The sequence below is a fragment of the Citrobacter sp. Cpo065 genome (genome assembly GCF_030332805.1).
Lineage (GTDB): Bacteria > Pseudomonadota > Gammaproteobacteria > Enterobacterales > Enterobacteriaceae > Citrobacter > Citrobacter portucalensis.
In genome coordinates this window covers 24,431-49,731 of sequence record NZ_JAOWHC010000035.1, presented here as the reverse complement: position 1 = coordinate 49,731, position 25,301 = coordinate 24,431, and the positions used below count along the sequence as shown (strand labels likewise).

Here is a 25,301-nt window from a genome sequence, read left to right as displayed (position 1 = left end):
CCACGAGCTTATTAGCGAGTGCGCGGGCAAACCTCACCTTCACCAAAGAAATAGGCGATTTCGCGCGCCGCTGACTCAACGGAGTCGGAACCGTGAGTACCGTTCTCGGTGAAGCTGTCAGCGTAGTCTGCACGCAGAGTACCGGCCAGCGCATTCGCCGGGTTGGTTGCGCCCAGCAGATCGCGATGACGCTGTACGGCATTTTCGCTTTCCAGAACAGAAACAACGATCGGACCGGAGGTCATGAATTCAACCAGACCGTCAAAGAACGGTTTGCCATCGTGCTCAGCATAGAAGCCACGTGCCTGCTCAACGGTCAGGTGCAGCATTTTAGTGCCGACAATTTTGAACCCTGCTGCTTCAAAGCGCGCAAAGATGCTCCCAATAACGTTTTTTGCCACCGCGTTTGGTTTGATGATGGAAAAAGTACGTTCAATAGCCATGATAACCTCTGTAATGTGTTCTGTTGTTGTCTATATAGATGTACGACCTGGCGCGGATTATAAAGAGCATCCCGGCAATTGACTATTGATGAAGGTAACATTTCTTTAAAATAAGATGAATTTTAGCAACAAACAGTCACCAACTGGTCTACTGCATCGAAAATCTCACCGTCGCTACCTGACCAGCGTCATCCATCACCAGCAGTTGATAATCCCCTTTAGTCGCCAGCCGTAGCGTAAGACGACGTCCTCGTTCTTCCAGCCTTTCACCGTTAAGAAACCACCAGCGTTCACCGCTCCCACCACTGGTTTGCACCGGCAATGAGGCTTGAGCAGAACCGGGTAAACGCTTCACAATCGCGCCATCACGAATGCCTGTCAACTGCAATGGCTGCGAAGCGTCTTGTCCCAGCGGCGGACACGTGGCAGAAACTGGCGGTAATCTCGCCCCACGGCGTTCTGATTCAGGTAGCCATGGCTCCAGCGGCAACGGCCAGACGATTAATGTTTGCTCGTGCGCCTGCGGGCAATCCGCCGCCACACGTTTGCCTTCATCATCCAGCCGGACAGGAAAACGAATGCCATTAACCCCTTCCTGCTCGGGCAATAATAACGTTGGCGGCTGACTGCCATCCAGTAACCAGGTTGCCAGACGGCGACGGCAGTTGCTGTCTCCTGGGGCAAGGGATTGCCCGCCCGGCCAGCACACCACGCCGCGACTCACGGAATCAGGACGTGGATCTTCCGGCTGATTGGTCCCGCGAGAGAGCAAAAGATTGTTGACCTGATTGAGCAGCGGCACGGCGCTGGCAAATCCAAACTGGCCCACCACCGGCGTTCCGTCTGGTCTGCCAGTCCAGATACCGATCACATAACGAGCGTTAACGCCAATCGCCCACGCATCGCGATAGCCATAGCTGGTGCCCGTTTTCCACGCCAGCGGAACCACTCTGCTCAGTGCGTTATCCGGCAGCGGTTGCGCTTCGTCGGCCATAATGCGGCGAATAATCCACGCCGCGCCCGCCGATATCAACGGACGTTCAAGCAGTGGGTCGCCCGGCTGCAGACGCAGTTTTCCCGCTTTTCCCTGGCGGGCAAAGGCGCTGTACGCTGCAGCCATATCTTCCAGCCTTGCCCCCGCGCCACCTAAAATCAGCGACAGATTCGGCGCAGCCCCTGCGGGCAGATACAGCGGTAAGCCGACGTTACGTAACGATGCGGCAAAGCGCTTCGGACCATAGGCTTCGAGCACCTGCACGGCGGGTAAATTCAACGACCTTACCAGCGCTTCGCTCATGCTCACCGGGCCATGAAAACCGCTGTCAAAATTCCCCGGTCGATAATCTCCGGTTCGCCGCGGGACATCCTGCAACAACGAAGCGGGATGAATGAGTCCGTCATCCAGCGCCAGTCCATAGATAAACGGCTTCAATACCGAGCCAGGCGAACGGATAGCATTCACCATATCCACATGACCAAAGCGGGAGTCGTCATTCATATCTACCGACCCCACCCAACCACGCACGCTCATATCGGTGTGATCGACCACAATCATTGCCAGCGAACTGCGTGCAGGTAAGCGCCCCTTCCAGTTTTGCGCCAGCTCTTCCAGTTGACGCTGCAATCCGGCATCAAGGGTAGTCACGATTTTATCGCTCCGGCTTTTTCCCAGCATCATGCGCGAGAATAACGGCGCTAACTGCGGCATTTGCCGGGGCGACAGCCAGACTGGCTCTTCACGTGACTCCTGTACCTGTCTGGCAGGCCAAATACTCTGGCTCGCCATACGTTCGAGCACTTTATTACGCGCCGCTTCAGCACGGTCCGGCCAGCGATCCGGACGCAGGCGACTCGGTGCCTGTGGCAAAACAGCCAGCAGCGCGGCATCGGAGTAACTCAATTGCGCGGGTGATTTACCAAGATAGGCCCAGCTTGCCGCCCCGACGCCCTGTAGCGTACCGCCAAACGGCGCACGGTTGAGATACAGTGTCAGGATGTCGCGTTTGGAGAGATGCCATTCCAGCTGCAATGCGCGCCAGAGCTGGCGAAACTTGCCGCCGAAGGTTCGCGGATGGGGATCGAGTAATCGTGCGACCTGCATGGTGAGCGTACTGCCGCCCGAAACCACACGCCCAGAGGAGAGGTCCTGCCATGCTGCGCGCAGTACTGAAAACGGATTGACGCCGGGATGCTTCCAGAACCAGCGGTCTTCATAGTTAATTAGCGCCTCAAGGTAGCGGGGCGACACCTCATCAATCGTTACCGGATACCGCCAGATACCTTCGGCATCGGCAAAGCGCCAGAGTGGCGTACCATCATTTGCCACCACGACCCGTGCCGGATCGACTTCGCGCAAAGGCAGCGGCCAGATTTTATCTGCCGCCCAAACTGCCGCCACAATCAATAGCGCAACGGCTGCCAGCCAGAGCCAGCAGCCGCGTTTACCCAACCGGCGCATCATTTACGGTCTGACAATCAAAAGTCCCTCTGTCGCACCGGTCGCGCGCCACTGCGGAACATACATTGATTCCACCTGTGGGACGGGAACCTGGTAGGTCCCCGGCGTTACCGCTCGCGCCAGATACACCAGCGTAACCGGTTGTCCTTCATTGACCGCCACCGCAGCGACAAAGCGATCGTCACGGAACTCAACGTGCTGGATATCTGCCTGCTGCATCTGATTAAGCAGATTCGCCACTTCGCTACCGCTATCCTGCAGGCTGGCGCTGCCGTTGGCCAGATTCTGGTTTTCCAGTTCCAGTCCTGCTGGCAGTAAGTCAACCACCAGCGCATCCGGCACGTTCTGGCTGGCTTTCACCTCCAGCCAGACCAGCACCAGCTCGCCGCTGCGCAGCGAATCCAGCGATTTGCTGTTTCCGTCGAGCCCCAGAATTTGACGCTCAATATGCAGAACGTTGCTGGCAGGCGTCGGTGAGGTTTGCGGATAACCGCTCACATCCAGACGCAGCCACAGCGGTTGATTACCGGTATTGGTGACGCTCAGCGTAGACAGCGCATCGGCATCCAGATTACGCGTCTGTGATTTCTCCCCGGCTAACGGTTGCTCCGAGAGTGACGTTTGCGCCTGCCATGTGCCTGGCAAGTCCTGTAACGTACGGGCGGCAAGGAACAACGCATTATTTTCCTGAGTCGAGAGCCAGCGCTGCCCAAAGGCCTGTTCTGACAACGTGTTCAGCAGCGTATTCTGCACGTCAGGTTTGAGCTTGTTCTCTTCGAGCAAGGCCAGCATCAACGCGTTATCCCGTAACGCACTGCCGTAATCCGCCATCCACTGTTGCGTATCGCGGCGCGGCGTATTCAGCGCCAGCGTCAACGCCTGTTCACTGCGGTTAGCATCGCCCATATTTTTCAGCGCGATTCCCAGTTGTAACAGCGGTAAACCAGAGGCCGCTTGCGCACGGCGCTCCCAGATCTCACGCAGTGCGCCGAGCGGGGCTTTTTGCTGACGCGCCAGAACCAACGCAGCGTAGGCTTGTACGGCAAACCGGCTTGCTGAAGAGTCGTCGGTATAGCGAATCGACAACATTCCTGGATCCTGCAAATAGCGCAGCAGCCGTTCGTTGCCACGGTTAATGACCTCTACCGGGACGCTGTAGCCCTGTTCATTTGCCCGAACGAGGAAATCCATGACATACGCGGTCAGCCAGTACTCTTCCGACCCGTTTTTATCCCACAGCGCGAAACCGCCGTTATCACGCTGCATCTGCACTAAACGAGAAATCCCAATATCGACCGCCGCACGGCGTTTTTCATCGCTGTCACCCACAATACCTAACATCTTCAATTGCGCAGCGTTAGTGTATAAGGATGGGAACAACCCGCTCGCCGTTTGCTCCAGGCAGCCGTAAGGGTAAGCCTTCAGTTCGCGGATATAACGCGCCAGATTTAGCGGCGGCTTACCGCTGAACAGCAGTTGTCCCTGCATCGTTGCAGGGGAGAAATTGGTCAGTTCCTCGCCCGGAAGCTGCCAGGTTGCGCCTGGCTGAAGTGCGACACCGTTATTAACGGTTTGCGCCGGGAACGCCGGACGCACACCAATCTTCCACTGTTTATGCTGAACTGGCAGCGTTTCACCCGGTAAAGTCAGACCGCTAATTTCTGCCTGAATTTCGCCATCGCCAAACCCCTCCCGCGCACGCACCGGAACAAACAGCGTAGTCCGTACGCCTGGTGCCAGATTCAATGGAGCAGGATCTTGCCCCATCAGCTCCAGTAAACCGCTGGCCGCGAGCTTAATATTCAGTGTTTGCGGTTTGTCAGTCAGGTTAGTCACGTCCAGCGTCAGTCGCGAGGTATCGCCTCCCGCCAGAAAACGCGGCATATTCAGTTCAGCAATTACCGGCGCGGCAACAATCACCTTGCTTTCACTGCTGCCAAAGTCATCCGCCGTCCAGGCCTGTGCCATTACCCGTAGCTCGCCGTTGAAATCACCAATCGGTAGCGTCACCGTACCTTCGCCCTGCTCGTTGAGCGTGACCGGCAGCGCCTGTTGCGCCACGATATTGACGTGATTGACCGGTGGCTTACCGCCGCGTTTTAATTCATCGCCATCACCACCAAAACGCAGCGCCGCCAGCCGCCCTTGCCCTTCGATCACCTGGCCGTAAATATCATAAATATCCGCGCCATAGCGTTTTTGTCCGAAAAATGCCTGCCACGGATCTGGCGTGGCGTAATCGGTAATGTTCAACACCCCGCTATCAACGGCAGAGACCAGCACGTTGACCTGTTTTGGTACGTCGCCATTTTTGACGCTGGCTTTAATCTTGACGGTCAACGACTGGTTTGGACGTATTTTCGCCGGGTTTTCCAGCGCCAGCGCCAGACGACGGTTTTCATCACCTAACGGCAAATGCAGTAAACCAACCGCCCGTTTTGGCGTGGCCGAACGGGACTTGTCGCCAGGACGAACCACTAGCGCACTGAGATACAAATCGTGGCGATTCCAGGTTTTATCAATCGGGATGGAGATATCGAGACCATCCGCCGGTACGTCTATTTCTTGCCACCACAGCGGGCCTTCGCTGGATTCCACCATCGCATAACCTTTGCCAGCAGCAGGAGCGGCAACGTGCAGCTTCATGGTATCTCCAGGACGATAGCTGGGTTTGTCCAGTTTCAGAGTCACGCGATCGGGACGCACGGCCCCACTGCCGTCGCTGTTATCCTGCCAACTATAACCTGCCCAGAAGCGTACGCTGCTCACCGCATCATTCGGGGCTTTCACTTCCAGACGATAGGCACCCCACTCAACCGGGAAGCTGACTTTACCGGTTTCATCGGCCTTAAGATCCAGAGTCTGCTCACCTTCAACCAGATCCTTTTGATCGAACTGTGATTGCCAGCCCTCGCCTTCAGACCAGTTCCAGTAATAATCCCGGCGCTCGCGGATCAAACGCACCTGCAAACCGGACACCGCTTTTTTCTCGCCCTGCGCATCGGCATAAACAATGTCGAAAGCGGCGTTGCTGTTTTCATCAACGATAGGCTGATTCACAGTGGTATCAGTGCGGTAGTCATAGACGGCTTTTGCCGCAAACTGCGGACGAATCCCCGGCAGCGTGTCCGCAGGCCAGATGGCTTGTTCAGCCCGACGCGTCACCGGGCGGCCACCTGACTCCAGCAGGCTGGCTTGCAGGATCACCTGTAACGGGGAGTGCGTCTCCTGCCATTGGCTGTTGGTGGTCACTTCGCCGCGACCGTGTTCATCCAGCGTAAGCTGAACTTCATCGAGGCTACGGGACAGGTTTTCTTCGGCAATATTACCAAACTGGAACCCCGGCAATGCCTGCACCGCTTCGCGCAGCGGGCGCAGGAAAAGCTGCCCTTGCAGAGCATTGCCGTTAGCAGGCGCGCCGTACAGGTAGTAGCCCACTACCGAGAACTTCACTTCATCAGCCGGAGCTACCGGAATCTTATTAGCGGAGAGATTGAGCGCCATCCGCTCAGGCATAAAATCTTCGACGTGGAAATCCCACATACGTGACTGGTTGTCGCCCGTATTAGCACGAATATGCCACATACCGGTTGGCGCGTTGGTGTCCAGCGGCCAGCTAAAACGGTACAGACCGTTCTCCGGCTGGCTAACCACCGAACGTAACACTTGCCCGTCGGGCTTCACGACCTCCAGCTTCACTGGCTGGTCGGGCAACGTTTTGCCGTCGCTGTCACGCAGTAATCCGTTGAGGATCACCGTTTCGCCAGGACGATAGAGGTCACGGGGACCAAACATAAAGAACTGTTTGCTGTATCCCGGTGCACCGGCAATATCAAATTCAGCCAGATCCAACGCCGGGAGTTTCAAATCCAGCAGCGTGGTTTGCCCGTCTTTGCGGGCCAGCAATAAAGCAGCGTCTTTATCAGTCTCCAGTTTGACATGACCCTGCGCGTCGCTGGTAGCCTGCGCCAGCGTCTGTCCTTTTTCGTTGAGTAACGTGACCTCAATACCCTGCTGCGCAGCGCCGTTTTCCAGACTCTGCGTAAAGACATCCAGTTGATTATGGTAACGGTGCGCAGACACACCAATATCGCTGAGCGTGAACAGCGTAGCGGCATTACTGTAGTTGTATTGTCCAGCCTGATTCATCACCGCGATGTAAACTCCTGCTTGCTGCAACGGCTTGATATCGCTCAGCGGCAGCAGCAGCTTCTCACGGGTGTTACGCGCAGGATTGAGGTCAAAGCGTCCGGTATACACCAGTTCCGCCATTTTCAGCAGATTGTCAGACTCCCAGTTTGTCAACGAATTGCGGTATTCCCACTGGCTGACAAATGCGCCGAGCGATTCAGGCTTCACACGAAAGAAGTTCACATCCACGCTGTTAACGTTGAGGGCCATTACCGGCAGGCCTTCAATTACTTTTCCCGGCAACAGCGAGCCGCGACTGGCAAACCCAACGCTTGGCTGTACATCGCGGGTGGTAATGTTTTTTTCATAATCAATAGCGAACGTCGCTTTATTCAGCGCCAGCAAATCACGCTCAATGGTCACCACCAGTTCCCGGTTAGGTTCCAGATGGCGTAAGCGCAGCTCTTTCAGATTTGGCGCCAGCTCCCAGGCACCATCCACTTTGCCGCTTTTTTTATCAACAACGTGCACGACGCGGGAAAAATCTTGTTCTGGATCGAGGGGAATGGAGAAGGTCAAAACGAGTGTTGCCGCACCGTCGAGCTGGACCTCTGAGGCATCCAGCAGCGTCAGCGACTTGCCCTGGCTTTGTTGCACCAGCTTTTGTAATTGGGCCTTGTCTTTTACTGGCGCAGTCTGGGGAGCTGGCGAGTCAGGTTTCGCAGCCGTCGGTGATTTTTCGTTATTATTATCGCACCCGACCAGTGCCAGCATCAGCATGCAGGCCGCTACGCGTAAATGTTTCATTTTTCATCCCTGGCCGTAGTGGCCCGTTAGCTACGTAGAACAACTATTATGCGTCAGATTTCCGGCTGTGGAAGTCAGTAACTGAACAACGTTGTCTTAATTTAAGTGATTAATGTGGATTCACCTGACAAATCAGCCTGTTTTACTTGTCGCTTTACGGTAAACATCCGACAATTTGCCAAAACCTGGTAAAAATGGAGATGCCTATGACCACCGCCTTCTTTGTCGCTGCCGACTGGCTTGCCGAACACATTGACGACCCGGAAATACAAATTCTTGATGCCCGGATGGCACCTCCAGGACAGGAAGATCGCGATGTTGGCGAGGAGTATCGTGCGGGCCATATTCCTGGCGCAGTATTTTTTGATATTGAAGCGCTTTCCGATCATACCTCACCGCTACCGCATATGATGCCACGCCCCGAAGCCTTTGCCGTTGCGATGCGCGAGCTGGGCGTTGATCAGGATAAGCATCTGGTTATCTACGATGACGGTAATCTGTTTTCCGCGCCACGCGCATGGTGGATGCTGCGGACATTTGGCGTCGAAAATGTCTCCATTCTGGCAGGCGGTCTGGCAGGCTGGAAGCGCGATGAGTTAATGCTCAAGGAAGGCGATGAGGATTTACCTGAAGGTGAATTTAACGTGGCCTTTACGCCTGACGCAGTTGTGCGCGTTACCGATGTACTGCTGGCCAGTCATGAAAAAACGGCGCAGATCGTCGATGCCCGTCCGGCTGCGCGTTTTAATGGCGAAGTTGACGAGCCGCGTCCTGGTCTGAAACGTGGTCATGTGCCGGGTGCGCTTAATGTACCGTGGACAGAACTGGTTCGTGACGGCGAACTGAAAACCACCGATGAGTTGGATGCTATTTTCTTCAGCCACGGCGTGAGCTTTGACCGCCCTATTATCGCCAGCTGCGGCTCCGGCGTAACGGCTGCCGTCATCGTGCTGGCACTTGCCACGCTGGGCGTTTCTGACGTCGCATTGTATGACGGCGCATGGAGCGAATGGGGAGCGCGCAACGATTTACCGGTAGAACCGCAATTATAAAGCTGGAAAAGCCGGATAGCGCTTCGCTTATCCGGCCTACAATTTAGATAATCCGGTTCTGTTTAAAGTCGCGCAGGAAACCGCCCCAGCGGCGTTCGTAGAACGGTGCGATATGCTCAGTGATAAAGTGGCTCACGCCCTTCTCACCCTTCTTCACCTGGCAGATATCAATAGGTTCATCGCCCGGCAGCGTATCGGTCGCGACGCTGCCAGCAGCGTGGATGATCTCTTCAATATCCCCTTCCGCTTCAATACCAATCAGCAGATTCGGCTGGGCTTCCGCGCTTTCTTTGATTGAGCAGAGAAACGCGCGTTTTACCGGCTTAATGGTTTTAAACAGCGTAGTCAGCGAGTCAATCATCTGCGCCGGAGGTTCAGCGACTTCAGAGAGGATCAGCGATTCACCGCCTTCCAGTACTTCCTGGGTGCTGAGCGGATTCCCCTCTTCCCCCATCAGCAGGCTGATTTCACGCGGCATAAATTCTTTGCCGGTCGGCAGTTTCGCGTTGAGAAAGAGCGTTTCGCCGAGCGTCATTTCAAACAACGTACGCACCGGCATAACGACAAATGCTTGCTCATCTTCCACCGCCTGCTGCAGGGCTTCCAGAGAAGTGAAGAACGGGATCACGGTCGTGCCGTCTTCTTTTTCCCAGTGCTGCAGGTCGAGAGCGCTGTCTTCAACCACCGCCTCGCCTTCTGCGGCAGTACCCGGCACCCAGACTGTGGATTCCAGTAAAGTACGGAAAAATGCCGGACGATGCGCAGGCTCTGTTGCCGCTTGTTCCAGCAATGTTTCTAATTCGTTTTTTGTTTCGGACATAAGTATCACAAATTGGATGAATACATGTAGGCCGGATAAGCGTAGCGCCATCCGGCAATACAGTAATAAATTATGCGGTCAGCAGATTCGCAATCGTGCGCACACCCAGACCGGTTGCGCCCGCAGACCACTGCTCAACCGGCGCTTTGCGATAGGTTGCAGAGCAGTCGATATGCAGCCAGCCCTGCTGGTAGTTTTCCACGAAATGGGACAGGAAGCCCGCCGCGGTGCTTGCGCCAGCCGGGTAAGCCGCGCTACCGGTGTTATTCAGTTCGGCAAAGTTCGACGGCAACTGGCTACGGTGAAACTCTGCCAGCGGCAGACGCCAGAACGGTTCGTTTTCTTGCGCCGCACTTGCCAGCAGGCGAGCAGCCAGCTGATCATCAAAGCTAAACAGCGCGTGGTAATCGTTGCCCAGCGCGGTTTTCGCCGCGCCGGTCAGCGTGGCAGCATCAATGATCAGTTCCGGTTTCTGCGCACTGGCATCGATCAGGCCATCGGCCAGCACCAGACGTCCTTCGGCATCGGTATTCATCACTTCAACTTTTTTACCGTTGCGATAGTGAATAATGTCGCCGAGCTTAAAGGCGTTGCCGCTAATCAGGTTATCCGCGCAGCACAGATACAGCTTCACGCGCTTGTTCAGACCACGGGTGATGGCAAATGCCAACGCGCCGGTGACCGTTGCCGCACCGCCCATGTCTGACTTCATTGAGTCCATAAATGCGCTTTGCTTGATGCTGTAACCACCGGAATCAAAAGTAATTCCCTTACCAACCAGGCAGGCATAAACCGGGGCTTCTTTGTCGCCTGTTGGGTTGTAGTCCAGCGCCAGCAGCACTGGAGGACGTTCAGATCCGCGACCCACGGTATGCAGGCCCATGTAGTTCTGCTCGCGCAGATCTTCACCTTTGGTGATGCGGTAAGAGACGTTATCGCACGCGACGGAGCACAGCAGATCAACAGCGCGCTGCGCCAGCTGTTCCGGGCCCAGCTCTTCTGCCGGGGCATTAATGGTATCGCGCACCCAGTCAATAATCTTCAGACGGCTATCCAGCTCTTTGCGCTGCGCTTCGTCCAGAGCGGCCCACTCAACTTTGCGGGTGCCTTTTGGTCCCTTGTAGCCCTGCCAGAACGCCCAGCTACGTTCGGTATCCCAGCCTTCACCGTCCAGTTGAACGTGTTTAATACCCAGGCCGTCGATTTTACGCGCGGCACGCTGGATAAGGCCGAGGTCATCTTTTCCGTTCAGGTGCAGGGTAATGCCGTCATTATTAATGCTGTATGTCGCCTTTTCACCCCAGCGGGCATCGGCGGGTTGCGTGGAAAGCGTAATTTTCATGGCTTCTGTCATTTTATTTATCCTTATTTTCGCGCATACAGGAAAACGGGCCACCCGTGGGCAGCCCGTTGACTTATTCGGCTTCGTCCAGCCAGACCAGCAAAATGGCCTCAAGGATTTTTTCGTTCGATGCCTGAGGATCATCATCGAACTCTTCCAGGTCACAGATCCACTGGTGCAGATCGGTGAAACGAACGGTCTTGGGATCGAGATCGGGGAAAGCGTCATACAGCGCCTCGCCGATTTCGCGGCTATCGGTCCACTTCAGTCCCATACTACCCTCTGTTAATGCTCACGCGCATGATTGATTGTGTAACGTGGGATTTCGACCACTAAATCGTCCTCGGTTACCCGTGCCTGACAGCTTAAACGGCTCTCCGGCTCCAGTCCCCAGGCTTTATCCAGCATGTCGTCTTCTTCTTCTGTGCTTTCCGGCAAAGAATCAAAACCTTCACGCACGATGCAGTGGCAGGTAGTGCAGGCACAGGATTTTTCACAGGCGTGTTCAATCTCGATTCCGTTACGCAGGGCAACGTCGAGAATGGTTTCGCCGGTCTCAGCTTCCAGAACTGCGCCATCGGGACAGAGATCCTGATGAGGCAAAATAACAATTTTTGGCATATTAAACCTCGTCCACGGAATGGCCTTTCAGCGCGCTACGGACGGATTTGTCCATGCGGCGAGCGGCGAATTCCTGGGTTTGTTTGTCTACGTTTTTAATGGCTTGTTCTATCGCGTCAACATCGTCACCCTGTGCAACCTCGCTCAAGTGCGCGGCGGCGGTATCGATAGCCTGACGTTCTGCGGCGCTTAACAGCGCGGCATCAGCGTTCAGCGCACCGGATAAACTCTCCAGTACGCGTGCCGCTTCGACTTTCTGTTCTGCCAGCATACGGGCTTTAACGTCCTGCTCGGCAAAACTCATCGAATCCTGAATCATGGAGGCGATTTCACTGTCGGTCAGACCATAGGACGGTTTAACCTGGATTGAGGACTCAACGCCTGTGGATTTCTCCATGGCGGTGACGCTCAGCAGCCCATCGGCATCCACCTGGAAGGTCACGCGGATGTGCGCACCGCCAGCCGGCAATGCCGGGATGCCGCGCAGCGCAAAACGCGCCAGTGAACGGCAGTCCTGCACCAGCTCACGCTCGCCCTGCATCACGTGAATGGACATCGCGGTTTGGCCATCTTTAAAGGTGGTAAAGTCCTGCGCGCGCGCCACTGGGATAGTGGTGTTACGCGGGATCACTTTCTCCACCAGACCGCCCATGGTTTCCAGTCCCAGAGACAGCGGGATAACGTCCAGCAGCAGCATTTCGCTGTCCGGTTTATTTCCGACGAGAATATCCGCCTGGATTGCCGCACCGATAGCGACCACTTTGTCCGGGTCAATAGAGGTCAGCGGCGTGCGGCCAAAAAATTCACCGACGCGTTCACGTACCAGAGGCACGCGCGTTGAACCGCCAACCATCACCACTTCCAGCACATCTTGCGGCTCCACGCCCGCATCTTTCAGCGCGCGACGGCAGGCCAGCAGCGTACGCTTGACCAGTGCGGAAATGAGTTCATTAAAGGTTTCACGGGTGATTTCACCCTGCCATCCAGCCACGTTAACCGTTACAGAATCAGCGTCGCTAAGTGCGATTTTCGCTGCAATCGCGGCATCCAGCAGTTCACGCTGTACGCGGTTATCGCTGCGATCGGCCACGCCCGCCTGCTCGCGAATGTAATCGGCCAGCAGATGGTCAAAATCGTCGCCGCCGAGCGCGGAATCACCACCGGTCGCCAGCACTTCAAACACGCCACGGCTCAGGCGCAGAATAGAAATATCAAAAGTACCGCCGCCAAGATCGTAGACTGCGATCACGCCTTCCTGACCGGAGTCCAGACCATACGCGATCGCCGCTGCGGTCGGTTCGTTCAGCAGACGCAATACGTGCAGGCCCGCCAGACGCGCGGCGTCTTTGGTCCCCTGACGCTGTGCATCGTCAAAGTAAGCCGGAACGGTGATTACCACGCCGTCCAGTTCGCCGGACAGCGATTCGGTAGCCCGCGCGGCCAGCGCTTTCAGAATATCAGCGGAGACGCGCACCGGATTAAGCAAACCGGCAGCGGTTTCAATCATCGGCAGACCGTTTTCGCTCGCCTGGAACGTATATGGCAGATGCGGGTAACGCGCCTGGATATCCGCCAGAGAGCGGCCCATCATGCGTTTTACTGAGCTAACGGTGTTTGCCGTATCCAACGCTGCATTGGCGCGGGCATCGTAACCGACAGAGTAGCCCTGCTGCTGATAGTGAACCACTGACGGCAACAGGTGGCGACCTTCATGGTCTGCCAGCGTTTCGGCCTGGCCACTGCGTACGGTCGCAACCAGGGAGTTGGTAGTGCCTAAATCGATACCTACCGCCAGACGACGCTGGTGCGGCGCGGCGCTCAGACCAGGCTCACTAATTTGTAATAAGGCCATTTTCGCTTCCGGAAATTAAAAATCGAGCAGTTTTTCTTCGAGTTGTTCTGCACTGCTTCGCAGTTTATCGAGAAAACGCAGCTTACGCACGGTATCTGCCGCTGCGTCCCACGTCTCGCTATCCAGCTGTTCCACCATCAGTTGATGGCGAACGTTATACATTTCGCTGACGCGTTTCATAAACGCATCTAAACGTTGACTGTCTTTTGCCTGTTCAATCTCGTCCAGCTCTTCACGCAGCTCCAGTTGCTCCATCAGGAACGCGGTATCGCGCACCGTGTGCTGCTCGCTGCGGATATCAAAACCGTGTAAAGACAATAAGTATTCGGCGCGCATCAAAGGATGACGCAGCGTTTGCCAGGCCTGGTTGATAGTGGCGGACTGCGAAACCGCAGCAAGTTGTTCCGCCTGGGAACCGCTGGCGAATTTATCAGGATGATACTGACGTTGTAGATCCTGAAAACGTAGGCTCAGCGCCTGAGTATCGAGCTGATAACGGGCCGGTAAGCCAAAGAGGGTGAAGTAGTCCATAACATTCTCAGGGCATCGATTCTCTGTTGTTCGATGAGGCAAAACCAGAGAGTCAGGTAAAACAAACCCCACGCGCAGGCGACCACGGTGGGGTTATCAGTAAGCGCGTTACACGTGGAAGCTTTCGCCGCATCCACATTCGTCTTTCACGTTCGGGTTAGTGAACTTAAACCCTTCGTTCAGACCTTCTTTGACGAAGTCTAACTGCGTACCGTCGAGGAATTGCAGGCTCTTACCGTCGATCACGACTTTTACGCCTTTGTCTTCAAACACGGTATCTTCAGCCGCCGGCTCGTCAACAAATTCCAGTACATAGGCCATACCTGAGCAGCCGGAGGTTCTCACGCCCAGACGCAGACCAAACCCTTTACCGCGGTTTGCCAGGAAGGTATTTACACGCGCTGCTGCACTGTCGCTTAAGGTAATCGACATAATAAAACCTCAACTCTTAATTATTTTGCTTCACGTTTGCTTTTGTAATCCGCAATCGCGGCTTTAATCGCGTCTTCAGCCAGAATAGAGCAGTGAATTTTCACCGGTGGCAGTTCAAGCTCGTCGGCGATATCGGTGTTTTTAATCGCCTGTGCTTCGTCCAGAGATTTCCCTTTTACCCATTCGGTAACCAGAGAGCTGGAAGCAATAGCGGAACCGCAGCCGTAAGTCTTGAAACGCGCGTCTTCAATGATACCCTCATTGTTGACTTTGATCTGCAACTTCATCACGTCGCCACAGGCCGGTGCACCCACCATGCCGCTGCCCACGTTCTCGTCGCTGTTGTCAAAAGAGCCCACGTTACGTGGATTCTCGTAATGATCGATTACTTTTTCGCTGTAAGCCATGCTGAATTCTCCTTATCGGTACCGATTAGTGATGTGACCATTCAATGCTGTTCAGATCCACGCCCTGTTTGAACATTTCCCACAGCGGAGAAAGGTCGCGCAGGCGGCCGATGGAGTTGCGAACCAGATTGATGGCGTAGTCAATCTCTTCTTCGGTAGTGAAACGACCTAAAGAGAAACGAATTGAGCTGTGTGCCAGCTCGTCGGTCATCCCCAGCGCGCGCAGCACATAGGATGGCTCCAGGCTTGCAGAAGTACATGCAGAACCGGAGGATACAGCCAGGTCTTTCAGCGCCATAATCAGCGACTCGCCTTCAACAAAGTTGAAGCTGACGTTGAGAATGTTCGGTGCGCCCTGCTCGAGGTCACCGTTGAGGTACACCTCTTCCATATCTTTCACGCCGTTCCACAGACGGTTACGCAGACTGCGCAGGCGCGCCATCTCGGTTTCCATCTCTTCTTTAGCGATACGGTATGCTTCACCCATGCCGACGATCTGGTGCACAGGCAGCGTACCGGAACGCATACCGCGCTCGTGACCGCCGCCGTGCATCTGCGCTTCAATACGAATACGCGGTTTACGACGAACGTACAGCGCGCCGATACCTTTCGGACCATAGATTTTGTGGCCGGAGAAGGACATCAGGTCAACTTTCAGTTGGCTCAGATCGATAGGCAGTTTGCCCACGCTCTGGGTCGCATCAACGTGATAGATGATGCCGCGAGCACGGCACATTTCGCCGATAGTCGCGATATCCTGCACCACGCCGATTTCGTTGTTCACGTGCATGATGGACACGAGGATGGTGTCGTCACGCATTGCTGCTTCAAGTTCTTTCAGGTCGATAATGCCGTTACGCTGCGGGGCGAGGTAGGTGACTTCGAACCCTTCGCGCTCCAGCTGACGACAGGTATCCAGCACGGCTTTGTGTTCGGTTTTGCTGGTGATGATGTGCTTGCCTTTTTTCTGATAAAAGTTGGCTGCACCTTTAATCGCCAGGTTATCGGATTCAGTCGCACCGGAAGTAAATACGATTTCACGCGGGTCAGCGCCCACGAGGTCGGCAATCTGGTTACGGGCGATATCTACCGCCTCTTCAGCCTGCCAGCCGAAACGGTGTGAACGAGACGCTGGGTTACCAAAGTTTCCGTCCAGGGTCAGACACTGCATCATTTTCTCGGCAACACGCGGGTCCACCGGCGTGGTTGCGGAGTAGTCGAGATAGATCGGTAATTTCATTGCTCTATAAACTCCGTACATCGCTTCAATGCAAGGAATCAGGCAACCGGCTGGATGTACGACCGAGTTAACGGGGTGTGTAGCACCCCGGCCTGATTCTAAAATACTTTTATTATGCGCGTAACTTAACGTCGATCGCGTCTTGAGCACGATTAGTGCGTGGAGCGTCATGGGTATGCTGGCGACCAGACACATCCAGGACTTCCTGATTATTTACCAGTTCGCCCAACGTAATGTTGTTGAGGAAACCGGTCAGACGATCGCTCAGATCGCGCCACAGCGCGTGGGTCAGGCATTTATCGCCGCCCTGACAACCGCCTTTGCCCTGGCAACGGGTCGCATCTACAGACTCGTCAACAGCGCTAATCACTTCACCTACTGCGATGCTGCCGGCATCTTTACCCAGCAGATACCCGCCGCCTGGTCCACGTACGCTGGAAACCAGACCGTTTTTACGCAAACGGGAAAACAGCTGCTCCAGATATGACAGGGAAATTCCCTGACGTTCAGAAATATCAGCCAACGGTACCGGGCCCGTTTCGGAGTTGAGCGCAACGTCCAACATTGCGGTCACGGCGTAACGCCCTTTTGATGTCAGTCTCATGTCTTACTTAGCCTCAAACTCGCCCCTGCCCGGGGTTTTTTATTGTAAAATGGGGGTATTGCATAGCAGGGGCAAGTCTGACATTCCCGACTAAATCAGTCAACTATTTACTTGACTAATTTAGTCAGGTATTTAACCTTCAGTGCCATTTTCACTTGCCGGATGCGCTTCGCTTATCCGGCCTACGAATCGTGCGGCCTGTAGGCCGGATAAGCGAAGCGCATCCGGCATTAGTACAGTTACTTGCTTTTATTCTGCTGCTCGATTGAAGCTAAAATCCCGCGCAGGATGTTCAGTTCCTGGCTCTCTGGACGCGCACGGGTAAACAGACGGCGCAGCTTATTCATCACCTGCCCCGGGTGCCCTTCGCGGATAAACCCGGTCGACAGCAGCGTTTGCTCCAGATGACCGTAAAAACGCTCTAAATCATCGACCAGCGGATACTCTGCTTCTTCGTAATCTACGGTCTTGTCGCTTTCCTGCGTCGCCAGCCAGGCCATGCGCACCTCATAAGAGATGACCTGCACTGCCATCGCCAGGTTGAGCGAACTGTATTCCGGGTTCGCGGCAATGGCGACGTGATAATGGCACTTCTGCAGCTCTTCGTTGGTCAGACCAACACGTTCACGACCAAAGACCAGCGCCACCGGCGAGTTCGTCGCTTCAGAGACACTTTTTAAACCGCATTCACGCGGATCCAGCATCGGCCACGGCAGCGTGCGGGAACGCGCACTGGTGCCTACCACCAGGCTACAGCCCGCCAGCGCTTCATCGAGCGTATCGACGATCTGCGCGCTGCCGATCACATCACTGGCACCCGCTGCCAGGGCGATGGCCTGGGAGTCCGGTTTAACCAGTGGATTTACCAGCCACAGATTGGTTAAACCCATGGTTTTCATTGCGCGGGCTACAGAGCCCATGTTGCCAGTGTGAGAGGTTTCCACCAGCACGATTCGAATATTTTGCAGCATTGTATTTCTTCGGCTAAAGATTATTCGGGCATATTATCATAAAACGAAGACATATTCCGAACTCGCTGCTATACTCTGCGCCGTTTTCCCGTTCTTTAACATCCAGTGAGAGAGACCGATGCATCCGATGCTGACCATCGCCGTGCGCGCAGCGCGCAAGGCGGGTAATGTAATTGCCAAACACTACGAAACCCCAGACTCTGTAGAAACCAGCCAGAAAGGCAGCAATGATTTCGTGACTAACGTCGATAAAGCCGCCGAAGCGATTATTATCGAAACGATTCGCAAATCTTACCCACAGCACACCATCATCACCGAAGAAAGCGGTGAACATGTTGGTGAAGATTTGGATGTTCAATGGGTTATCGATCCACTGGATGGCACCACCAACTTCGTAAAACGTCTGCCGCACTTCGCGGTATCCATCGCAGTACGCATCAAAGGCCGTACTGAAGTCGCCGTTGTTTACGATCCAATGCGTAACGAACTGTTCACCGCAACCCGTGGCCAGGGCGCACAGCTGAACGGCTACCGCCTGCGTGGCAGCACCGCCCGCGATCTGGATGGCACCATCATCGCCACCGGTTTCCCGTTCAAAGCCAAACAGCACGCCGCTTCTTACATGAAAATTCTGGGCAACATGTTTACCGAATGCGCGGACTTCCGCCGCACCGGTTCTGCTGCGCTGGATCTGGCCTACGTTGCCGCAGCCCGCGTTGACGGTTATTTCGAAATTGGCCTGCGCCCGTGGGATTTCGCCGCAGGTGAACTGATTGCCCGTGAAGCTGGCGCACTGGTTTGCGACTTTACCGGTGGTCATAACTACATGGCGACCGGCAACATCGTTGCAGGTAACCCGCGCGTAGTGAAAGCCATGCTGGCTAACATGCGTGATGAACTGAGCGATGCGCTGAAGCGTTAATCGTTTGATGCCGGATGGCGGCTAGCGCCTTATCCGGCCTACCAGGGAATTCCCCGTAGGCCTGATAAGCGAAGCGCCATCAGGCATTCATCCTACAACAGTGCTAAAACGGTCTTATCCCTCGCCCCACCGGCACCGCACTCATCCACATCACTACCGCAGCAGTGATCAGCACCGCACCACCGGCTAATGCCAGCGTCGTCCAGCCAATCTGTCGCCACAATACCGGCGCTTTATGCCCGCTAAGTTTCACCGCCAGCGAGCGGAAACTGTGTACCAGCAGAGCCAGTGACGTAATCGTCAAAGAGGTTCCTGCCGCCATCGCCAGCGCCGACGCCATACCCCAGCTAAACACGCCAACCACTTTGCTGAACAGTAAAACCATGATGGCCCCCGAGCACGGGCGCATCCCCATAGACAGCACGATCATCAACCGGGCACGCCAGTCATCACCACTTTGCAGCTGTTCAGGATCGGGTAAATGCTGATGCCCGCAGCCGCAACCCTCGTGATGCACATGATGCGGCGTGAAGGCTGTGAATTTTGGGCGGCGCAGCAGCTGGCGCAATTTCTTCAGCGCACGGACGCACAATAAAACGCCCAACACGCCAACCAGCGCATAACTTCCTTTCTCCAGCCAGAAACTACTCATATGTAGCTGTCGTGCGGGCAACTGCAAAATGGTAAGCACCACAACCACCAGTCCGATAGCGACCAGCCCCTGTAATAAAGATGAGGCCAGCGTCAGGCCAATACTCGACTTCAGCTTCGAGGGGTGCGTTGCCAGCCAGGTGGTAATAACGACTTTTCCATGTCCCGGCCCCAGCGCGTGCAGAACGCCGTAGAGAAAACTAAACAGCAGCAGCGATCCCCCGGCCTGGGCCGGATTGGCGGCAACTGCTTTCAGCAACCCGCTCATCTGTTGGTTAACGTCGCGCTGCCAGACGACACTTTTCATCATCACCTGCGGCCAGGCCTGCCATAGCCACAGTATGCCGCCTGCCGCCAACAGCAAAAAGACAGCCAGCGGCCATAGCGTCAGCCAGCGACGTCTGGCTGCACGTTGTTGATAAACTACTGACATTGCAGCGTTACCGTCTGTGCAAACTGTTTACCCAACTCCATATCCTCCGGCGGTGCGTCTTCTTTATCCAGCGACTGCGCAAAGCTCAGCGTTTGTTCATTGGGCGTCGGCGTATGTACTGAAATCCGGCATTTCTGGCTTATGGCCTGCCCCAGCCTGGCGTCGCTGTCTTTGTCATAGCTCATATCAACGTAGTAGGTCGGGTCGAAGGTTGAAATGGTATATTTTTGACCACTCAGCGGCTGAGCTTCGGCCAGCGGCAAAATGAACGTCAGCACTGCCTGGTGTTCCTCCCGCGCCATGCCATATTCCGTCGGCCTGTTTTTAAACTTTACCTTTTTCCCGTCGTGCCACACTTCGGTGAAATAGTGCTGCCCGAGAACGTTGGCCATCACTTCCGCCGCCAGTTTCTTCCAGATCTCATCACCAGGTTTGGCATTTCCCGCATCGTAAAGCAGATCCGCCGAGGTAATTTCATCCATCGTCCAGCGCATTTTCAGCGCGACGAACTGGTCATTCTCGCTCACTATCTCAGTTTTCAGATGGATAAAGCTGTGGGGATGCGCGCCTGCGCCAAAGGACAGGACAGCGAGAAACAACGTGATAATGATACGTTTAACGCCTTGCATGAGTTCTCCACGATGAAAATCTACACCGCCACAAATAATGATGCCGGGTTTGGCGAAAGTGTGCTGAGGATACCATTGAACGAAAAAATATTGAGCACCCTTTTCCGGTATCGATTCAGTTCTCAATTTCGATAATTTCTTCTTCGGGAAATTCCCCCCAAACACCTTTTAGGCGTCAAAACTTAAGTCAAATGATAACAAAATGTTAATTGATGGTTTCATTTTAATATTTAATTAACACTTAATTTGAAAACCTGAATGTAAAACCATGTAAATTTAACCAATTATTAACCATTTTATTTCTATAAATTCACAATAATGGGCGTATATCACATTTACCAAACTTATGATTCATTCCCTCTTCCATTCATTGTTAACTTCACGCCGTGACATATCCTGCCCCCTACGAAAGGTACAACTATGAAATTCAAACTCGCATTACTCAGTGCAACCCTGGTTTCTGCATGCATGTTGTCCGGCACGTCCTTTGCGGCGGAAAAATATGAAATTGCTGTGGTTGCCAAAGTCACCGGGATCCCATGGTTTAACCGGATGGAAACCGGCGTAAATGAAGCAGCAAAAAAACTGGATGTGAATGCTTACCAGACCGGACCTTCAACGCCGGACCCGGCGCAGCAGGTGAAAGTGATTGAGGATCTGATCGCCAAAAACGTTAATGCGATCATCGTGGTGCCGAATGATGCCAAGGTCCTTGAGCCGGTACTGAAAAAAGCGCGCGATAAAGGCATCGTGGTGTTGACGCACGAATCCCCGGATGAGCAAATTGGCCAATGGGATATCGAAACCATCGACAGTGAAAAATACGCACAGGCCAACGTCGATGAGTTAGCGAAAAATATGGGCGGCAAAGGCGGATATGCCATCTATGTTGGTTCGCTGACGGTCCCACTGCATAACGCGTGGGCGGATTATGCAATTAAGTACCAGAAAGAAAAATATCCGGAAATGTTCGAAGTCACTTCACGTCTGCCGGTCGCGGAAAGTATCGATAAATCCTACGCCACAACGCTGGATCTGATGAAAACCTACCCGCAGATGAAGGGCATTATCGGCTTCGGCTCACTGGGTCCAATCGGTGCGGGTCAGGCTGTGCAGAAAAAACGCGCCAAAGATAAGATCGCCGTCGTCGGGATCGCCATGCCAGCGCAGGCAGCACCTTACCTGATGCGCGGTGATATCAAAAAAGCGCTGCTGTGGGATCCAAAAGACGCGGGCTACGCGCTGGTCACCGTTGCCGATCAGCTGTTGCAGGGCAAAGAAGTGAACGCCGATCTGAGTATCGATGGTTTAGGGAAAGCCGATATCGACACGGAGAAGAAAGTGATCCGCTTTAACAAGATCCTCGAAGTCACCAAAGACAACGCACAATCACTTGGTTTCTAAGGCTTTAGCCAACACCAGGGAACCTTAACGCCGACCGTCTGGTCGGCGCTATCAACCAAACTAACACTCAGCGTCCCCCCGGACGCGCGCAGGGGTATTGTCCATGGCAGACACCACCGCATTTATCACTCTTGAGAATATCAGCAAACAATTCCCGGGCGTGCTGGCGCTGGATAACGTGAATCTGACGCTGAGAAAAGGCGAAGTTCACTGTCTGGCGGGTCAAAACGGCTGTGGTAAAAGTACCATTATTAAAGTGATCTCCGGGGTTTATCATCCGGAAAAAGGCGCGCAGATTTTACTCGACGGAAAATTATTCCATCATCTGACGCCGCAGCTCTCTTCCCATTATGGCATTCAGGTTATTTATCAGGACCTGTCGTTGTTCCCCAACTTTAGCGTCGCAGAAAATATCGCGGTCAACCGCTATCTGCCGGGTGGCGATATCTGGGTGCGTCGCGGCGCCATGAAGCAGCAGGCGCTGGCAGCCATGAAACGTATTGGGGTGAATATCGATCCCGATAAAAAAGTTGAAAAACTCTCAATTGCTGATCGACAGCTGGTCGCCATTTGCCGGGCGATTGCCGCCGATGCGCGTCTGGTGATTATGGACGAGCCCACCGCCTCGCTAACCCGCCAGGAGGTTAATGGCCTGCTGCGAGTAGTTAATGAACTGAAAGCGGCCGGAATTTGCGTCGTGTTTGTCAGCCATCGTCTGGATGAGGTGATGGAAGTGGCTGACCGCATCAGCGTAATGCGCGACGGCAAACTGGTGGGTACATACCCTGCCAGCGAACTCGACAGCCACGAGCTGGCCTTCCTGATGACCGGACAACGCTTCCACTACAGCCCGTTGCCGGAAAGGCCCGCGATTGAGCAAGAGCCGCTGCTTGAGCTGCGCAATCTGAGCCGCAGAGGCAAATACCAAAACATTAATCTGTCGCTGCACGGCGGCGAGATCGTCTCCATTGTTGGTCTGCTGGGTGCCGGGCGCACCGAGCTTTGTCTGAGCCTGTTTGGTATGACGCACCCGGAAAGCGGCGAGATTCGCATTAACGGTCAGCCGGTTACTCTGCGCAATAACCATGACGCAATCCAACACGGGATCGGCTATGTCTCAGAAGATCGCCTGACGCAGGGGCTGATCATGGAGCAGTCGATCTACGACAACACCATCGTCACGGTGTTTGATCAACTGCACACCGGTAGCGGTCTGCTCGATCATCGTAAAGCGCAAAAGTTGGTCGCCGATTTAATCCGCGAACTGAATATCAAAGTGTCCGATCCGCACCTGCCGGTCAAAACCCTTTCCGGCGGTAATGCCCAGCGTATCGCCATTGCCAAATGGGTGGCGACCAATCCCCGCATCCTGATCCTCGACTCGCCTACCGTCGGCGTGGATATCGCCAACAAAGAGGGCATTTACCAGATAGCCCGCGATTTGGCGGAACAGGGTATGGCGGTGCTGATGATTTGCGATGAAATCCCGGAAGCGTATTACAACAGCCACCGTGTGCTGGTAATGCGTCGCGGCAAGCTGGTGGCGGAATTTAATCCTCATCAATGCAGTGAAGAGGAGATTGCTGAAGTGGTCGAGGTAATCAATGAATAAGATGCATCTCTCCCGTTTAATCGGGCAACATGAGTTCTGGCTGGGCCTGCTGGTTGTAGCCCTTGCCGTTGGGCTAAGCATCAGCACCGACGAGTTCTTGTCTTTGGGGAACCTGACGGATGTGGCCACCAGCTACGCGATTCTCGGCATCCTGGCCTGTGGGCTGTTTGTGGTGCTGATTTCCGGCGGGATCGACATCTCATTTCCGGCGATGACCGCGATAGCCCAGTATGCAATGGCCAGTTGGGTTATCGGTCACGGCGGTAACTTCGCGCTGGCGTTAATCATCGCCATTGCGGTGGGCCTGCTGCTTGGGCTGATCAACGGTTTTCTGGTCTATTGGCTACGCGTTCCGGCAATCATCATTACCATCGCCACGTTGAACGTCTACTACGGTCTGCTGGTTTACGCCACCAAAGGCACCTGGCTGTACGGCTTCCCGGACTGGTTTATGAACGGCATTAACTGGTTCTCGTTCACCGCGGCGGATGGCTACGACTACGGTTTGACCCTGCCCCTGCTGTGCCTGGCGGCGGTGATCATTTTTACCGCCGTGCTGATGAACTATACCCGTCTTGGCCGTCAGGTTTACGCCATGGGCGGCAACCGCGACGCGGCCTCGCGCCTGGGGCTGAATCTGCTGAAGCTGCATTTTTACGTCTATGGCTACATGGGCATTCTGGCAGGCGTTGCCGCCGTGGTTCAGGCGCAAATCACCCAGTCAGTTGCGCCCAATTCGCTGCTCGGCTTTGAGCTGACGGTGCTGGCGGCGGTAGTACTCGGCGGAACCAGCATGAGCGGCGGGCGCGGTACGTTGACCGGAACCCTGCTCGGCGTGGTTCTGCTGGCCTTCTTACAAAATGGCCTGACGCTGCTCAGCGTCTCCTCTTACTGGCACACCGTGTTCAGCGGTGCCATTATTCTGGTCAGCATTAGCGCCACGGCCTGGAACGAAAAACGCAAACTGGCAAGGGAGCTTTGAGATGAAAACAATCGCCAGATTTTTACCCGGTGATGCCATCATTCGTCTGCAATGCGTGATTATTGTGGTCGTCGCCCTGGTCTTCTCGGCCCTGCTCGGCAGCCGTTTCTTCAGCGTCGCTAACTTCCAGTCGATTGGCTCACAGCTACCAATCCTCGGCATGCTGGCCCTCGGGATGGGCATGACCATGCTGACCGGTGGCATTAACTTGTCGATTATTGCCGGGGCGAACGCCTGCTCGCTGGTGATGGCGGCGATTATCGTCACCCATCCGGATAACCCGCTGTTTCTGGTGCTAGCGCTGCTGGCAGGCGCTGCCGTGGCGGTGGCTATCGGCACGCTCAACGGTGCGCTGATTGCCTGGGTCGGGGTTTCGCCTATTCTCGCCACGCTCGGCACGATGACGCTTATCTCCGGGCTGAATATTCTGCTTTCCAACGGGACGGTGATTTCCGGTTTTCCGACCGCCATTCAGTACCTTGGTAACGCCACGATTGCCGGTATTCCGGTGGCGCTACTGCTCTTTTTCCTGGTGGCAATCCTGCTGTGGGTACTGCTGGAACACACCACGCTTGGGCGCAGCCTGTATCTCGTTGGTTCCAATGAACAGGCTACCCGCTACAGCGGCGTAAATACCGTACGGGTACAAATTTCGGTGTACGTGATTTCTGCCCTGCTCGGCTGGGTCGCCGCCATTTTGATGATGGCGAAATTCAACTCAGCTAAAGCCGGATACGGTGAATCCTACCTGCTGGTCACCATCCTTGCCTCCGTCCTCGGCGGTATCAACCCGGATGGCGGCTTCGGGCGCATTATCGGCCTGGTGCTAGCACTGATTGTGCTGCAAATGCTGGAAAGCGGCCTTAACTTGCTGGGGGTCAGCAGCTATCTGACGATGGCGCTGTGGGGCGCGGTGCTGATCCTCTTTATCGCATTACAGAATCGTAAAGCCTGATT

At 54.8% G+C, this 25,301-nt stretch carries 22 protein-coding genes; 6 read left to right on the top strand and 16 right to left on the bottom strand.

Annotated elements, in window-relative coordinates; translation table 11 throughout:
• Positions 1–11: 11 nt before the first annotated feature.
• The 3 genes from ndk to OGY68_RS20775 all read right to left on the bottom strand — a co-directional run bounded on the left by ndk (position 12) and on the right by OGY68_RS20775 (position 7,839).
• Positions 12–443 (bottom strand): nucleoside-diphosphate kinase, encoded by a 432-nt coding sequence (gene ndk, locus OGY68_RS20785; protein WP_003037710.1) that lies wholly within the window; start codon positions 441–443, stop codon positions 12–14.
• Between the two features lie 148 nt (positions 444–591).
• On the bottom strand, positions 592–2,904 hold the full coding sequence (gene pbpC / locus OGY68_RS20780) for a peptidoglycan glycosyltransferase PbpC (RefSeq protein WP_286617488.1): 2,313 nt from the start codon (positions 2,902–2,904) through the stop codon (positions 592–594).
• Entirely contained in the window at positions 2,905–7,839 is a 4,935-nt protein-coding gene (locus tag OGY68_RS20775; protein WP_057068030.1) for an alpha-2-macroglobulin family protein, read from the bottom strand.
• A gap of 206 nt (positions 7,840–8,045) precedes the next feature.
• Between OGY68_RS20775 and sseA the strand changes: the two genes are divergently transcribed.
• Positions 8,046–8,891 (top strand): 3-mercaptopyruvate sulfurtransferase, encoded by an 846-nt coding sequence (sseA, locus tag OGY68_RS20770; RefSeq protein ID WP_057068032.1) that lies wholly within the window; start codon positions 8,046–8,048, stop codon positions 8,889–8,891.
• 43 nt (positions 8,892–8,934) lie between these two features.
• Here sseA and sseB read toward each other — a convergent pair whose 3' ends face one another.
• The 11 genes from sseB to trmJ form a co-directional block, all read right to left on the bottom strand.
• Positions 8,935–9,711, bottom strand: a complete 777-nt coding sequence (sseB, locus tag OGY68_RS20765) for an enhanced serine sensitivity protein SseB (protein ID WP_016157136.1) — start codon at positions 9,709–9,711, stop codon at positions 8,935–8,937.
• Positions 9,712–9,781: 70 nt separating this feature from the next.
• Positions 9,782–11,065, bottom strand: coding sequence for an aminopeptidase PepB (gene pepB / locus OGY68_RS20760; RefSeq protein ID WP_008785461.1), 1,284 nt, complete (start codon positions 11,063–11,065; stop codon positions 9,782–9,784).
• Between the two features lie 61 nt (positions 11,066–11,126).
• A complete protein-coding gene (gene iscX, locus OGY68_RS20755; RefSeq protein WP_003037694.1) occupies positions 11,127–11,327 on the bottom strand; it encodes a Fe-S cluster assembly protein IscX in 201 nt (66 codons plus the stop codon).
• Positions 11,328–11,338: 11 nt separating this feature from the next.
• On the bottom strand, positions 11,339–11,674 hold the full coding sequence (fdx, locus tag OGY68_RS20750) for an ISC system 2Fe-2S type ferredoxin (protein ID WP_003037690.1): 336 nt from the start codon (positions 11,672–11,674) through the stop codon (positions 11,339–11,341).
• A 1-nt stretch (position 11,675) separates the two neighbouring features.
• Complete coding sequence (gene hscA / locus OGY68_RS20745; protein WP_003838439.1) at positions 11,676–13,526, bottom strand: Fe-S protein assembly chaperone HscA; 1,851 nt, start codon at positions 13,524–13,526, stop codon at positions 11,676–11,678.
• A gap of 15 nt (positions 13,527–13,541) precedes the next feature.
• Complete coding sequence (hscB, locus tag OGY68_RS20740) at positions 13,542–14,057, bottom strand: co-chaperone HscB (protein ID WP_003835201.1); 516 nt, start codon at positions 14,055–14,057, stop codon at positions 13,542–13,544.
• 108 nt (positions 14,058–14,165) lie between these two features.
• Complete coding sequence (gene iscA / locus OGY68_RS20735; protein WP_003835203.1) at positions 14,166–14,489, bottom strand: iron-sulfur cluster assembly protein IscA; 324 nt, start codon at positions 14,487–14,489, stop codon at positions 14,166–14,168.
• A gap of 20 nt (positions 14,490–14,509) precedes the next feature.
• Positions 14,510–14,896, bottom strand: a complete 387-nt coding sequence (gene iscU, locus OGY68_RS20730) for a Fe-S cluster assembly scaffold IscU (RefSeq protein ID WP_002913991.1) — start codon at positions 14,894–14,896, stop codon at positions 14,510–14,512.
• A gap of 25 nt (positions 14,897–14,921) precedes the next feature.
• Entirely contained in the window at positions 14,922–16,136 is a 1,215-nt protein-coding gene (gene iscS / locus OGY68_RS20725; RefSeq protein WP_003835233.1) for a cysteine desulfurase, read from the bottom strand.
• A gap of 112 nt (positions 16,137–16,248) precedes the next feature.
• Positions 16,249–16,740, bottom strand: coding sequence for a Fe-S cluster assembly transcriptional regulator IscR (gene iscR, locus OGY68_RS20720; protein ID WP_003037674.1), 492 nt, complete (start codon positions 16,738–16,740; stop codon positions 16,249–16,251).
• A gap of 239 nt (positions 16,741–16,979) precedes the next feature.
• Positions 16,980–17,711, bottom strand: coding sequence for a tRNA (cytosine(32)/uridine(32)-2'-O)-methyltransferase TrmJ (trmJ, locus tag OGY68_RS20715; protein WP_003835235.1), 732 nt, complete (start codon positions 17,709–17,711; stop codon positions 16,980–16,982).
• A gap of 118 nt (positions 17,712–17,829) precedes the next feature.
• Between trmJ and suhB the strand changes: the two genes are divergently transcribed.
• Entirely contained in the window at positions 17,830–18,633 is an 804-nt protein-coding gene (gene suhB / locus OGY68_RS20710; RefSeq protein ID WP_003835237.1) for an inositol-1-monophosphatase, read from the top strand.
• A 103-nt stretch (positions 18,634–18,736) separates the two neighbouring features.
• Here the strand turns inward: suhB and OGY68_RS20705 are convergent, their stop codons facing one another.
• Together OGY68_RS20705 and OGY68_RS20700 are read right to left on the bottom strand one after the other, a co-directional pair.
• The gene (locus tag OGY68_RS20705; RefSeq protein ID WP_057068034.1) at positions 18,737–19,717 is read right to left on the bottom strand and encodes a nickel/cobalt transporter; all 981 of its coding nucleotides are present in this window, start codon (positions 19,715–19,717) and stop codon (positions 18,737–18,739) included.
• Positions 19,708–20,346, bottom strand: coding sequence for a DUF1007 family protein (locus OGY68_RS20700; protein WP_057068037.1), 639 nt, complete (start codon positions 20,344–20,346; stop codon positions 19,708–19,710). Before OGY68_RS20700 ends, OGY68_RS20705 begins: the two co-directional genes overlap by 10 nt.
• A gap of 420 nt (positions 20,347–20,766) precedes the next feature.
• On the opposite strand from OGY68_RS20700, the gene OGY68_RS20695 reads away from it, so the two are divergent.
• The 4 genes from OGY68_RS20695 (at position 20,767) to OGY68_RS20680 (ending at position 25,299) form a co-directional block, all read left to right on the top strand.
• Positions 20,767–21,750 (top strand): autoinducer 2 ABC transporter substrate-binding protein, encoded by a 984-nt coding sequence (locus tag OGY68_RS20695; RefSeq protein WP_003037665.1) that lies wholly within the window; start codon positions 20,767–20,769, stop codon positions 21,748–21,750.
• Between the two features lie 103 nt (positions 21,751–21,853).
• On the top strand, positions 21,854–23,362 hold the full coding sequence (locus tag OGY68_RS20690) for a sugar ABC transporter ATP-binding protein (protein ID WP_057068039.1): 1,509 nt from the start codon (positions 21,854–21,856) through the stop codon (positions 23,360–23,362).
• Entirely contained in the window at positions 23,355–24,344 is a 990-nt protein-coding gene (locus tag OGY68_RS20685) for an ABC transporter permease (protein ID WP_008785467.1), read from the top strand. The genes OGY68_RS20690 and OGY68_RS20685 overlap by 8 nt, the downstream gene beginning before the upstream one ends.
• A 1-nt stretch (position 24,345) precedes the next feature.
• Positions 24,346–25,299, top strand: coding sequence for an ABC transporter permease (locus OGY68_RS20680; protein WP_003037658.1), 954 nt, complete (start codon positions 24,346–24,348; stop codon positions 25,297–25,299).
• Positions 25,300–25,301 lie beyond the last annotated feature (2 nt).

Excerpts from the sequence above, each read along its gene's own strand:
- ndk (WP_003037710.1), bottom strand. The coding sequence starts at position 443 with ATGGCTATTGAACGTACTTTTTCCATCATCAAACCAAACGCGGTGGCA.
- pbpC (WP_286617488.1), bottom strand. The coding sequence starts at position 2,904 with ATGATGCGCCGGTTGGGTAAACGCGGCTGCTGGCTCTGGCTGGCAGCC.
- OGY68_RS20775 (WP_057068030.1), bottom strand. The coding sequence starts at position 7,839 with ATGAAACATTTACGCGTAGCGGCCTGCATGCTGATGCTGGCACTGGTC.
- sseA (WP_057068032.1), top strand. The coding sequence starts at position 8,046 with ATGACCACCGCCTTCTTTGTCGCTGCCGACTGGCTTGCCGAACACATT.
- sseB (WP_016157136.1), bottom strand. The coding sequence starts at position 9,711 with ATGTCCGAAACAAAAAACGAATTAGAAACATTGCTGGAACAAGCGGCA.
- pepB (WP_008785461.1), bottom strand. The coding sequence starts at position 11,065 with ATGACAGAAGCCATGAAAATTACGCTTTCCACGCAACCCGCCGATGCC.
- iscX (WP_003037694.1), bottom strand. The coding sequence starts at position 11,327 with ATGGGACTGAAGTGGACCGATAGCCGCGAAATCGGCGAGGCGCTGTAT.
- fdx (WP_003037690.1), bottom strand. The coding sequence starts at position 11,674 with ATGCCAAAAATTGTTATTTTGCCTCATCAGGATCTCTGTCCCGATGGC.
- hscA (WP_003838439.1), bottom strand. The coding sequence starts at position 13,526 with ATGGCCTTATTACAAATTAGTGAGCCTGGTCTGAGCGCCGCGCCGCAC.
- hscB (WP_003835201.1), bottom strand. The coding sequence starts at position 14,057 with ATGGACTACTTCACCCTCTTTGGCTTACCGGCCCGTTATCAGCTCGAT.
- iscA (WP_003835203.1), bottom strand. The coding sequence starts at position 14,489 with ATGTCGATTACCTTAAGCGACAGTGCAGCAGCGCGTGTAAATACCTTC.
- iscU (WP_002913991.1), bottom strand. The coding sequence starts at position 14,896 with ATGGCTTACAGCGAAAAAGTAATCGATCATTACGAGAATCCACGTAAC.
- iscS (WP_003835233.1), bottom strand. The coding sequence starts at position 16,136 with ATGAAATTACCGATCTATCTCGACTACTCCGCAACCACGCCGGTGGAC.
- iscR (WP_003037674.1), bottom strand. The coding sequence starts at position 16,740 with ATGAGACTGACATCAAAAGGGCGTTACGCCGTGACCGCAATGTTGGAC.
- trmJ (WP_003835235.1), bottom strand. The coding sequence starts at position 17,711 with ATGCTGCAAAATATTCGAATCGTGCTGGTGGAAACCTCTCACACTGGC.
- suhB (WP_003835237.1), top strand. The coding sequence starts at position 17,830 with ATGCATCCGATGCTGACCATCGCCGTGCGCGCAGCGCGCAAGGCGGGT.
- OGY68_RS20705 (WP_057068034.1), bottom strand. The coding sequence starts at position 19,717 with ATGTCAGTAGTTTATCAACAACGTGCAGCCAGACGTCGCTGGCTGACG.
- OGY68_RS20700 (WP_057068037.1), bottom strand. The coding sequence starts at position 20,346 with ATGCAAGGCGTTAAACGTATCATTATCACGTTGTTTCTCGCTGTCCTG.
- OGY68_RS20695 (WP_003037665.1), top strand. The coding sequence starts at position 20,767 with ATGAAATTCAAACTCGCATTACTCAGTGCAACCCTGGTTTCTGCATGC.
- OGY68_RS20690 (WP_057068039.1), top strand. The coding sequence starts at position 21,854 with ATGGCAGACACCACCGCATTTATCACTCTTGAGAATATCAGCAAACAA.
- OGY68_RS20685 (WP_008785467.1), top strand. The coding sequence starts at position 23,355 with ATGAATAAGATGCATCTCTCCCGTTTAATCGGGCAACATGAGTTCTGG.
- OGY68_RS20680 (WP_003037658.1), top strand. The coding sequence starts at position 24,346 with ATGAAAACAATCGCCAGATTTTTACCCGGTGATGCCATCATTCGTCTG.